Annotated in this window: 10 protein-coding genes and 1 pseudogene; 7 read left to right on the top strand and 4 right to left on the bottom strand. The window is 67.8% G+C overall.

Annotation, left to right across the window (positions count from 1 at the left end; translation table 11 throughout):
* The 3 genes and pseudogenes from GRF61_RS14875 to GRF61_RS14865 all read right to left on the bottom strand — a co-directional run.
* Positions 1 to 679: pseudogene (locus GRF61_RS14875) on the bottom strand (hypothetical protein); the annotation flags it as partial.
* A gap of 10 nt (positions 680 to 689) precedes the next feature.
* On the bottom strand, positions 690 to 2,402 hold the full coding sequence (locus tag GRF61_RS14870; protein ID WP_169151420.1) for a molecular chaperone HscC: 1,713 nt from the start codon (positions 2,400 to 2,402) through the stop codon (positions 690 to 692).
* 214 nt (positions 2,403 to 2,616) lie between these two features.
* Complete coding sequence (locus GRF61_RS14865) at positions 2,617 to 3,366, bottom strand: helix-turn-helix domain-containing protein (RefSeq protein ID WP_211165985.1); 750 nt, start codon at positions 3,364 to 3,366, stop codon at positions 2,617 to 2,619.
* 341 nt (positions 3,367 to 3,707) lie between these two features.
* Here GRF61_RS14865 and GRF61_RS14860 point away from each other — a divergent pair, with 341 nt between their 5' ends.
* The 6 genes from GRF61_RS14860 to GRF61_RS14835 all read left to right on the top strand — a co-directional run bounded on the left by GRF61_RS14860 (position 3,708) and on the right by GRF61_RS14835 (position 9,070).
* The gene (locus GRF61_RS14860; protein WP_169151419.1) at positions 3,708 to 4,646 is read left to right on the top strand and encodes a carbon-nitrogen hydrolase family protein; all 939 of its coding nucleotides are present in this window, start codon (positions 3,708 to 3,710) and stop codon (positions 4,644 to 4,646) included.
* A gap of 81 nt (positions 4,647 to 4,727) precedes the next feature.
* Positions 4,728 to 5,264, top strand: a complete 537-nt coding sequence (locus GRF61_RS14855; protein ID WP_169151418.1) for a TRAP transporter small permease subunit — start codon at positions 4,728 to 4,730, stop codon at positions 5,262 to 5,264.
* The gene (locus GRF61_RS14850) at positions 5,261 to 6,541 is read left to right on the top strand and encodes a TRAP transporter large permease (RefSeq protein WP_169151417.1); all 1,281 of its coding nucleotides are present in this window, start codon (positions 5,261 to 5,263) and stop codon (positions 6,539 to 6,541) included. The genes GRF61_RS14855 and GRF61_RS14850 overlap by 4 nt, the downstream gene beginning before the upstream one ends.
* Positions 6,542 to 6,590: 49 nt before the next feature.
* Complete coding sequence (locus GRF61_RS14845) at positions 6,591 to 7,622, top strand: TRAP transporter substrate-binding protein (RefSeq protein ID WP_169151416.1); 1,032 nt, start codon at positions 6,591 to 6,593, stop codon at positions 7,620 to 7,622.
* Positions 7,623 to 7,686: 64 nt separating this feature from the next.
* Positions 7,687 to 8,319, top strand: a complete 633-nt coding sequence (locus GRF61_RS14840; protein ID WP_169151415.1) for a flavin reductase family protein — start codon at positions 7,687 to 7,689, stop codon at positions 8,317 to 8,319.
* A 76-nt stretch (positions 8,320 to 8,395) separates the two neighbouring features.
* Positions 8,396 to 9,070, top strand: coding sequence for a hypothetical protein (locus GRF61_RS14835; RefSeq protein WP_169151414.1), 675 nt, complete (start codon positions 8,396 to 8,398; stop codon positions 9,068 to 9,070).
* 82 nt (positions 9,071 to 9,152) lie between these two features.
* Here the strand turns inward: GRF61_RS14835 and GRF61_RS14830 are convergent, their stop codons facing one another.
* Positions 9,153 to 10,226, bottom strand: a complete 1,074-nt coding sequence (locus GRF61_RS14830; protein ID WP_169151413.1) for a tartrate dehydrogenase — start codon at positions 10,224 to 10,226, stop codon at positions 9,153 to 9,155.
* A 139-nt stretch (positions 10,227 to 10,365) separates the two neighbouring features.
* Here GRF61_RS14830 and GRF61_RS14825 point away from each other — a divergent pair, with 139 nt between their 5' ends.
* Positions 10,366 to 11,304 carry a LysR family transcriptional regulator gene (locus GRF61_RS14825; RefSeq protein ID WP_169151412.1) on the top strand — a complete coding sequence of 313 codons (939 nt, stop codon included), beginning with the start codon at positions 10,366 to 10,368 and terminating at the stop codon, positions 11,302 to 11,304.
* The last annotated feature ends 10 nt before the right edge of the window (positions 11,305 to 11,314 follow it).

Genomic DNA, 11,314 nt, shown 5'->3' with positions numbered 1-11,314 from the left:
TCAGCCAGCCGAAGTAAGTCGCCAGCGCACGGGCGAAGTCCTGCGGCAGGTCGGCGTGTTCCAGCACCAGGTCGGCGAAGCGCACCGAGGCTTCGCCGCGCAGCGCATAGGGCAGTTCGTCCAGGTAGCCGACCAGCGCCGGCCAGGCGCTGGGCAGCACCTGGTCGCCTTCCGTGCGCCAGTGCGTCAGCAGCGACTCCACCAGCTGCTCGGGCGGAAACCAGCCGGGCAGGGTTTCTTCGGCCTCGGCCCCGGTTTCCGCCGAGGGCCGGGCTGCCTCCGGTGCCTCTGCCTGCGGGTTCAGCACCTCGAAATGAAGCTCCTCCGGCAACCCGGACGAGGCATGCGGCCCGGCTTCCGCGGAGACGTCGGCCGCGGCGTATTCGCTCTCCGCCCGCCGGGCCGGCTCGCCGTCTTCGGCAGGGGCACTATCCTGCGCCTGGGTTGCGTGCACCACCGGCTGCGCTTCCTCAGCGGCTTCCGCCGCCAGCAGGGCCTGGTGATGGCGCATCCAGCGGGCCTGCTCCAGCGCGGCGTCGTAGGCCTCGCGCAGGCGCTGGTAGCCCTCGGGGTCGTCGTCCGGCCTGGCCTGCTTCAGCAGGCGGGCGTAGGCGCGCTTGATGACAACGTTGTCGGCGGTGGCCTGGTCCAGTCCCAGCTCGCTCCAGCAATTGCGCATGTCGCTGCCCTCAGAGCACGAAGCTGCCGTCTATGCTGTCCAGCGCGCGGCGGAAACCTTCGCGGGCACGGGCCACCTCGCGCTCGTCCTGGGAGTCCAGCGCGATCTCGAAGGCCGCCAGCCATTGCTGGATCAGCGGCCTGTCGTTGCCCAGCCTGTCCTCGTACAGGCGCTTGGCGCGGGCGATGAGATAGACGTTCTCCTGCTGCTCGCGCGGATGCACCTTCAGCGCTTCCAGCCGGGCCAGCGCGGCGGCGATCTCTTCTTCGCTGAGGCGGCCGTCGTGCTGGCGGATCAGCGTGGAGGCCTTGCCGCCACCGGCCAGCTCATGCGCATCCACCGCCAGCAGACCGTTGGCGTCGTAGGAGAAGCGCACGTCCACCGTGGCGTGGCCGGCGGGCAGCGGCGGCACCTCGATCTCCAGCTCGCCGAGCTTGAGGTTCTCGCTGCCGACCGGCGACTCGCCTTGGCGCACATCGATCAGGATGCGGGTCTGGCCGTCGGCCACCGTGCTGTAGTTGGAGACCCGCGACACCGGAACCGGCATGTTGCGTTCGATGATGGGCGAGAAGCGGTCGCCGTAGCGGCGGCCGTTCACCTCCTCGCTGCTGACGATGCCCAGCGAATAGGGCATGACGTCGGTGAGTACCACTTCTTCCAGCGCTTCGTGGCGGGCCAGCAACGCGGCCTGGATGGCGGCGCCGCGCGCCACCGTCTCGTCCGGGTTGATGGTGCGCAGTGGCAGGCGCTGGAACAGCCGGGTGGCGGTCTGGCGCACCAGCGGCATGCGGGTGGCACCGCCGACCAGCACGATCTCGGCCAGTTCGCCCGGGTCCAGCCTGGCATCCCCCAGGGCGCGCTCTATCGGCCGGCGCAGGCGGGCGATCAGCTCGGCGCTGGCGGCCTCGAACTGCTCGCGGCTGACTTCGCAGGCGTGGCTGCGGCCATCGAGAACCAGCTGCATGCTGGCCGCCGGCGCCTCCGACAGCTCGCGCTTGGCCTGCTCCGCCATCCGCCACAAGGCCGGCGAGCCTTCCAGCTGTTCGCGCTGCTTGCTGTCCAGGCTGGCGCAGCTGGCGAGGAAGAAGGCTTCCAGCACTCGGACGAAGTCTTCGCCGCCCAGGCGGGTGTCGCCGGCGCTGGCGCGTACCTCGACCACACCATCGAAATACTCCAGCACCGAAACGTCGAAGGTGCCGCCGCCGAGGTCGAACACCAGGAAGGTGCTGTGGTCGCTGCGCTCCTGCAGGCCATAGGCGAGGCCGGCGGCGGTGGGCTCGTTGAGCAGCCTTTCCACCTGCAGCCCGGCGATCTCGGCCGCGGCCTTGGTGGCGCGGCGCTGGGCCTCGTTGAAGTAGGCCGGCACGGTGATCACCGCCTGCGATACCGCCACGCCCAACGCCGCCTCTGCATCCTGCTTGAGTGACTTCAGCACCAGCGCGGACAGCTCTTCCGGGCGGAACTCCCGCTTGCCCAGGCGCAGGCGGTGGTCGGTGCCCATCCAGCGCTTGAAGGCGGTGGCCGTGCTGCCGGGATGCGTCGCCAGCCGCTCCCGCGCCGGCAGGCCGACCAGCACGCTGCCGTCATCCGCCAGGCTGACCGCCGAGGGCGTCAGCACATGGCCGAAGGCATTGGGAATGAGCTCCGTCTGTCCGTCCCTGAACACCGCGGCCAGGCTGTTGGTGGTCCCCAGATCTATCCCCAGGCACGGCGAGGTTTCCATTCGATGCTCTCAACGAAAAATGAAGATCGAATTCTAGCGTCGGGGGATGACGGAATGTGGCAGCGCCGCAAGCGGCGTGCGGGAGGTGTTGGCGCGATGCCGGGCAGCTGCGGCCCTGGATGCCTGGGACATTCCGCCGATTTCCGCCGGGATTCCGGCCGGGGCAGCGCGGCTGAGGCCAGGCGCAGCCTCTCCGCCTTGCGCGGGCCGCCCGCTATTCGCTGTCCGGCGTCGGCGTCGCCACGCTCCACAGGGCATCGAAAAGCTGCCGCTGCATGGCGGCGAATTCCTCGCTCTCGATGATCAGCCCGTAGTTCTCCCGCCGCGAAGAGATCAGGCTGACGCGGTTGTCGTAGATGAAGGTGGTCATCGACAGCACCATGTCATCCGGCGCATAGCGCAGGTCGCGCAGGTCGCCGAGGCTGGAGGGCCAGATGGGCTCCACGTCCTTGCGCCTGGAGCGGATCACCTTGAGCCAGATGCCCTTGGAGGCCCGGGCGGCGATGAAGCGTTCCATTTCTTCCAGGCCTGGCGTCTCGCTCAGCTCGCCCATGGAGAGGATGCCGCGCAGCACCTTGGGCTCGCCGGTAACCGTCAGGGTGTCCCACAGGGCGGTGCGTATGCCCTCCGCCCCCTCGTAGAAACGGATGCCGGGCTTGCCCTTGACGCGGTTGTATAGCGAGCGCAGTTGCGGCATCAGCTCGCCCAGCATCTGCCGGCGCGCCTCCAGCCGCTCCAGCAACACGGTGGGGTCTTCCGCCACCACATAGCGCTTGCTGCCGCGGTTCTCCAGCACCACCAGCCCTTCCTGCTCCAGCCGCGACAGCGCGTCGTAAGCGGTGGTGCGCACCAGCCCGGCCCGCGCCGCGACGTCGGAGATGGGCGCCTCCCCCAGCTCGATCGCTGCCGCGTAGAGCTTGAACAGCGTGCCGCTGATGCCGATCTGGGCCAGTTTGCTTTCCATGTCCATCCCGTGGTGACTCCGCCGTTCCATGCCATGCGAGAGGTGAGGCGGCGGAACCTTACGCTAGTTGTTGATTGCTGTCGACAGAGAGATCCTGGCCGCTCCAATCGCTTGTCTATTTATATCGACAAAAAACACATAACACCAGCTCAAAAAGCCCCAAAAGGATGCGTAACGCACCCTATTAGTGCGCATTCGTCCGCCAAATCAAGGGGTAAACGCCTCAGCAGCGAAAGAAATAGGTTGACGAAAAAAATCGACAAAACAATACTTAAACCGTGTCGAAACTAACCGACAGTTCGCCCATCCGCTGGCGACCCGCCCACAACAGGAGAACCGCAATGCAGATCAAAGCCGCAGTCGTCCAGGCCGGCGCCATTCCCTTCGACCTGGAGGCCAGCCTGGCCAAGGCCGAGCGCCTGATCGCCGAAGCCGGCCGACAGGCCTGCGAGCTGGTCGTTTTTCCCGAGGCCTACCTCTCGGCCTACCCCAAGGGTCAGGACTACGGCGTCAGCATCGGCGTGCGCACCCCGGAGGGGCGCGAGGAATTCCGCCGCTACTTCGACAGTTCGGTGCAGGTGCCGGGGCCGGTGACCGAGCGCTTGGGCAAGGCCGCCGCACAGGCCGGGCTGCATCTGGTGATGGGCGTCATCGAGCGCGACTTCGGCACCCTCTACTGCACGGTGCTGTTCTTCGGCCCGGACGGCAGCCTGCTGGGCAAGCACCGCAAGCTGATGCCGACTGCCGCCGAGCGCCTGGTGTGGGGCTTCGGCGACGGCTCCACGCTGCCGGTATACGAAACCGCCATCGGCAACCTGGGGGCGGTGATCTGCTGGGAGAACTACATGCCCATGCTGCGCATGGCGATGTACGGCAAGAAGATCAACCTGTACTGCGCGCCCACCGCCGACGACCGCGAGTCCTGGCTGCCGACGATGCGCCACATCGCGCTGGAGGGCCGCTGCTTCGTCCTCACCAGCTGCCAGGTGCTGCGCCGTGGCGATTTCCCGGAGGACTACGTCTGCCAGATCGACGGCACGCCCGAGAGCCTGCTGATGCGCGGCGGCAGCGCCATCGTCGACCCGCTCGGCCGGGTACTGGCCGGGCCGCTGTTCGACGAGGAGGGCATCCTCACCGCAACGCTGGACATGGGTGAAATCACCCGCGGCAAGCTCGACTTCGACGTGGCCGGCCATTACGCCCGGCCGGACGTGTTCCAGCTGACGGTGAACGAAGCGCCGCAGCAGCCGGTGAACTACGTCCGCCCGGCCAGGGGCTGAACACCGCCGCAGCCTTCTCTCACCTCCTCACGAAGCGGCCGCTGCGACGGCCGTCGTTCCACTCACCCAAGAGGAAGTCCAATGGAAAAACTCTCCCGCGGGCTGATCACCACGTTGAACGTGGCCGCCGGCCTGCTGTTCGCGGCTGCCATCGCGATCAACTTCGTCAACGTGGTCGGCCGTTATGTGTTCCATGCGCCGCTGTTCTGGGCCGAGGAGGTCACCACCCTGCTGGTGATCTGGTCGGTCTGCCTGATGTCCTACCGCCTCACCGCCAACGGCGAACACCTGGTCACCGACATCCTGCGCCCCTTCCTGCCGGCCTCGCTGCAGCGGGCCCTGCTGCTGGCGGTGACCGCGTTCGGCGTGGCCGCGACCGGCTTCGTGGCCTACTACGCCTATGTGGTCGTGGCGCTGGTGGCCCGCCTGCAGCAGCTCACCACCGTGGCGGAGCTTCCGAAGGAAGTCGCCAACGGCTCCATCCTCGCCTGCTTCGCGCTGGCACTCGCCGGCAGCCTGGTGCGCCTGCTGCAGATGGCCGACACCCGCCGCCCGCTGCCGGGCGCCGAGCCGGCCGAAGTGGATGACGCCATCCTGGCCACGGAGGGCGCGAAGTGAGCATCCCTCTCGTTCTCTCCATCCTGCCGCCAGTGCTGCTGATCGCCGGCCTGCCAATCTATCTGGTGCTACTGGTGAGCGCCGGCGCCGCCATCCTCGGCTTCATGAGCGTGCCGCCCACGCTGATCCCGCAGATCATGTTCGGCGGGCTGGACAAGTTCGCGCTGCTGTCGGTGCCCTTCTTCATCTTCGCCGGCGAGATCATGGCGCGCGGCGGCGTGTCGCGCCGCATCGTCGCCTGCATCCTGTCGCTGTGCGGCGGCTTCAAGGCGGCGCGGCCGATCACCACCATCGCCGCCAGCGAGTTCTTCGGCGCAGTGTCCGGCTCCAGCCCGGCGACCGTCGCCGCCATGGGCAAGCTGATGTATCCCAGCCTGCGCGAGGGCGGCTACAGCGAGAAGTTCTCCCTCGGCCTGCTGACCTCGGCCGGCGGCATCGCCAGCGTGATGCCGCCCAGCATCCTGATGATCCTGTATGCCGCCTCGGCCGAGCAGTCGGTCACCGAGCTGTTCGCCGCCGGCGTCATCCCGGCGCTGCTGCTGGGTTTCGCCACCCTGCTCTACATCCTGTGGTACGCCCGCAAGGTGAAACCGGTGCCCGAGGCCAAGCGCACCGCGGTGGAAACCGTGGCGCTGATCCTGGGCGCACTGCCGGCGCTGGGTACGCCGCTGGTGATCCTGGGCGGCATCTATTCCGGCGTGTTCTCGCCCACCGAGTCGGCCGGCATCGCCGGTGTGTACGGCATCCTCGTCGCCCGCTTCCTCTACCGCGAGATCAGCTGGTTCGAGATCTGGGAAGTGGTGATCAGCTCGGCCCGGCTGACCGCGCAGATCCTGCTGGTGGTGGCCGCTTCCGGCGTGTTCTCCTGGGTGCTGACCACCAGCGGCATTCCGCAGGCGCTGGTGCAGTCCGTCGGCGGTCTGGCCGAAAGCCCGTGGATGGTGCTGATCGCGATCAACATCTTCCTGCTCATCGTCGGCTGCCTGATCGACCCGGTGTCGGCCATCGTGCTGCTCACGCCGATGCTGGTGCCGCTGGCCAGCCACCTCGGGGTGGACCTGATCCACTTCGGCGTGATCATGGCGGTGAACCTCAGCATCGGCATGTTCACCCCGCCCTTCGGCCTGAACATCTTCACGTCTCACGCACTGTTCAACGTGAAGATCTCCACCATCTGCGCCGGCCTCGTGCCCTTCATCGTGCTGCAGGTGATCACCCTCTTCGTCATCAGTTTCATCCCCTGGCTGTCGCTCGTCGGCGCCGAGTTCGTCCGTTGATCCACGCCCACCCCCTGGCTACGGCCACCAAGACCACAAGGAGTAAGTGATGTCCGCTGTTCAAGGTAAAGCCCCCCGCCGCCTGCGCTCGCGCCTGGCGTGTTCCCTCGGTGCCCTGGCGCTGGTGCTCGGCGCCAGCGCCGTGCATGCCGCCGACTTCACCATGAAGCTCGCCACCGCCACGGTGAACGACGTGCAGACCGAGGCCATCAAGCGCTTCGCCAAGCGCGTCGAGACGCGCAGCAACGGCCGCATCAAGACCGAGCTCTACCCCGCCGCCCAGCTCGGCTCCAATACCCGCATGATCGAAGGCTTGCAGCTGGGCACCATCGAGTTCTACACCGGCCCAGCGGCCTACCTGGTGGGCGTGGATGCGCGTTACCAGATCATGGACATGCCCGGCGTGTTCACCGACGCCCGCCATGCTCAACGCACCTTCAGCGATCCGGAGTTCCGCAAGGCCTTTCTCGACATCGGCACCAGCAAGGGCCTGGTCGGCCTCGGCACCTACATCTACGGCAATACCGCCTTCGCGACCCGCTTCGAGGGCGCCAAGGTTGCCGACTTCAAGGGTCGCAAGCTGCGCGTGCTGGCCTCCCGGGTGGAGCGCAAGGGCGTCGAGCTGATGGGCGCCACCGCGGTGCCGGTGGACTTCAGCGAGGTCGTCACCGCACTGCAGCAGGGCACCATCGACGGCCTCAAGAGCTCGCCGCCGGCCTTCACCTCGCTCAAGCTCATCAACATCGTCAAGAACGTCACCGCCACCGAGGACGGGGTGATGGGCGAGCTGATGCTGGCGAGCAAGCAGTGGTGGGACACCCTGCCGGCCGATCTGCAGAAGATGCTGCGCGAGGAAGCCGCCGCGCTGGAGCCGGAGCTGTACGACTTCGTGCTCGACGACCAGGCCAAGGCCTACAAGCTGTGGGAAGAACAGGGCGGCAAGGTCTTCCAGCTGCCCGCGCAAGAACGCGCCGCACTGCTGAAGGACATGCGTGAGGCCGCTTCCGCCATGCTGCGGGAGAACAAAGCCACCGGCGAGATGCTGGACCTGACCCTGCGCGTGGCCGAGCGGGTGAAGTAAGACCTACGCAAGCACCCGGCGCGGCAGGCGATTCCGGCTTGCCGCGCCTCCCACAGGACACATCATGCAGATCAGCCTGGACAGGCTCACCGAGAAGCAGCGCTATGGCCTGCTCACCTCGCTGGTAGTGCCGCGCCCAATCGCCTGGGTCACCACCGTGTCGCCGCAGGGAACGGTCAATGCGGCCCCCTTCAGCTTCTTCAACCTCATGGGACACGATCCGGCGGTGGTCGCGCTGGGCATCCTCGCCCACCCGGAAAAGCCGTTGAAGGACACTGCGCGCAACATCGAGCGCAGCGGTGAATTCGTGGTCAACCTGGTGGATGAACACCTCGCCGCCGCCATGAACGCCACCGCGGCGGACCTCGCCTACGGCAGCAGCGAACTCGCCCTCGTCGGGCTGGAGACCGCACCCGGGCTGGCGGTGGGGGTACCGCGCATCGCCGCCTGCAGCGCCAGCCTGGAATGCAGGCTGTTGCAGAGCATTCCGGTGTCGGAACATCAGCGCGTCATGCTGGGCCAGGTGGTGGCCCTGCATGTGGACGACGCCCTGGTACAGGATGCGGAACGCGGCCATGTACACATCGCCCTCCATGCGCCCATCGCGCGCATGGGCGGCGCCGGTATCTACGCCCGCAGCTCGGACCGCTTCGAACTGGAACGGCCGGACGCCGCCACCCAGCCGCTGGAACGCTAATCACTGCCAAGAGCAAACGCCATTTTCAATGCCATTGAAGTATGCTCGGGGAAACGCATCCTTCAATGGCTCCATCATGTTCTTTTATCGTTGCGGTAGCGTCCTGGCGGCGCTGCTCCTGGGCGCCACGCTTGCGGCCTGCGGCGGCACGGTGACGAAGCGCGCCAGCCTCGCCCCCGAAGTTGTCGAGAGCGACTACACCGCGCAGCGGTCAGCGCTGGGGGTGGTGCTGCTGGCGGTCAACTGGGGGCGCCGGTGGAACTGCGGCGGCTTCCAGCACGCCGAGTTGCGTGGCTTCGCCTTCGACCGCCTGCCCTGGGGCGGCCGTCCTCCCGCCGCTGCCGGCGATATGGAAGCGGAAGGCCCGGAGGCGGTGTTGATGCGACCAGGCCTCCAGCACTATGCCCTGCAGCTGCCGCCGGGCAGTTATGCGCTCAGCGGCGTGCGCATCAGGGCGACGAGGGACACGGCGCCGCTCGCTCTCGATCTGTCCCGCAGCGAGCTGACCCAGGATGGCGCCCCGGCTGGCGGCAGCTTCCAGGTGGGCGCCGGGGAAACGGTGTACATCGGCAACTTCGCCCTGAACTGCGAGCCGGCGCCCATGCTGTGGCGCTACTACACTCAGGGCCGGGAGAACTTCCAGCACCAGTTGCTGGAATACCGGCGCAAATATCCCTTCCTCAAGCTGGACGAGGTGCACTACCGGCTGTTCGACACCTCACGCTTCGGCCAGCCCTACCAGCTGCCCTGAGCCCTGGCCCGGCGGCATGACTGAAACGGCCGCCTCCGTGCCGGAGCGCGGCCGTTTTACGCTGTAGCGGAGGCCGCCGGCCTCAGCCGCGGGCGATGACCTCCGCCACCGCCTTGCCCACTTCCGTGGTGTTGGCGCCTCCGCCCATGTCCGGCGTGCGCGGGCCCTCCACCAGCACGGTTTCGATGGCCTTGAGCATGGCGTCGTGCGCCGCGGTGTGGCCGAGGAAATCCAGCATCATCGCGCCGGACCAGATCATGGCGATCGGGTTGGCGATGCCCTTGCCGTGGATGTCCGGCGCCGAGCCATGCACCGGCTCGAACAGCGAGGGGAAGGTCCGGTCCGGGTTGAGGTTGGCCGAGGGCGCGATGCCTATGGTGCCCGCGCAGGCCGGGCCGAGGTCGGAGAGGATGTCGCCGAACAGGTTGGAAGCCACCACCACGTCGAAGCGCTCCGGGCTGAGCACGAAGCGGGCGGTGAGGATGTCGATGTGGTACTGGTCCCACTTCACTTCCGGGTAGGCCTTGCCCATCTCCTTCACCCGCTCGTCCCAGTACGGCATGCTGATGGCGATGCCGTTGGACTTGGTGGCGGAGGTCAGGTGCTTCTTCGGCCGCTTCTGCGCCAGTTCGAAGGCGTACTTGAGGATGCGGTCCACGCCCTTGCGGGTGAAGATGGATTCCTGCAGCACCGTCTCCCGCTCGGAGCCTTCGTACATCTTGCCGCCCACCGCGGAATACTCGCCTTCGGTGTTCTCGCGCACCACGTAGAAGTCGATGTCGCCCACCTTCTTGTTCGCCAGCGGGCAGGGCACGCCGGGCATCAGCCGCACCGGGCGCAGGTTCACATACTGGTCGAAGTCGCGGCGGAACTTGAGCAGCGAGCCCCACAGGGAGATGTGGTCCGGCACTTTGTCCGGCCAGCCGACGGCGCCGAAGAAGATGGCGTCGAAGCCCTTGAGCTGGGCGAACCAGTCGTCGGGCATCATCTTGCCGTGCTGCAGGTAGTAATCGCAGTGGGCCCAGTCGAAGTGGGTGAATTCGAGCGCGATGCCGAACTTCGCCGCCGCCGCTTCCACGGCGCGCAGGCCTTCCGGCATCACTTCCTGGCCGATGCCGTCGCCGGCGATGACGGCGATGCGATGGGTCTTGCTCATGCGGTTCTCCTCCTCGGGGTGGCGGCCGCGCCGCCTGGCTGTGGGGTGCGCGTACCGCTCGGGCAGCGTCAGGCCCCCAGGATAGCGAGGTTCATGAACCGTATAATCCTCCTTTCCGTGACCACATTGACCACGAATCGTGAACACCAGACCCCAGCTGGAAGACCTGCGCCTGTACTGCATCGTGGTGCGCTGCCGCGGCTTCGCCGCCGCCGCGCGCGAGACCGGCGCCTCCAAGGCGCTGGTGAGCAAGCGCATCGGCCTGCTGGAAGCCGCGCTGGGCGCCCGCCTGCTGCACCGGACGACCCGTAGCGTCAGCCTCACCGAGCAGGGAGAGGTGGTGCACCAGTGGGCGCAGCGCATCCTGGAAGATGTGGACCAGATGGGCGAGGCGCTGTCCGCCGAGCGCCTCGCGCCCAGCGGCCTGCTGCGCATCTGCACCAGCTCCGGCTTCGGCCGCAACCATGTGGCGCCGGCGCTGTCGGCGCTGGCGGAGCAGCACCCGGCGCTGGAGATACAGTTGGAGCTGCTGGACCGGCCGGTGGATCTCGTCGGCGAAGGCTTCCAGCTGGACATTCGCGTCGGCGCGGTGCGGGAGGCCGACCTCATCACCCGCCGCATCGCCCGCAACGCGCGGGTGCTGTGCGCCGCGCCGGCCTACCTCGCCCGCCACGGCGCGCCGGCCACGCTGGCGGAGCTGGCGCGGCACCGCTGCATCGTCATCCGCGAGCGCGACCAGGACTTCGGCCGGTGGACGCTGGACGGCCCGGCGGGCGCGGAGACGGTGCGGGTGAGCGGCCCGCTGTCGGCCAACAACGGCGAGATCGTGCGCGAATGGGCGCTGGCCGGCCACGGCATCATCCTGCGCTCGGCCTGGGATGTGGCGCCGGCGCTGGCCGATGGCAGCCTGCAGCGGCTGCTGCCGGATTACGCCCAGCCGGCGGACGTGTGGGCGGTGTATCCCTCGCGGCTGTCCACCTCGGCCAAGGTGAGGGTGTGCGTGGAGTTCCTGCAGGAATGGCTGGGCCGGGCGGAGATCGGCACCGGCGGCGGGGGCGCCCGCCGCGCCGGCGCCTGAGCGCATGCCG

It is taken from the genome of Azoarcus sp. TTM-91, assembly GCF_012911025.1.
Lineage (GTDB): Bacteria > Pseudomonadota > Gammaproteobacteria > Burkholderiales > Rhodocyclaceae > Azoarcus.
This window is presented reverse-complemented; position numbering and strand designations above follow the sequence as displayed.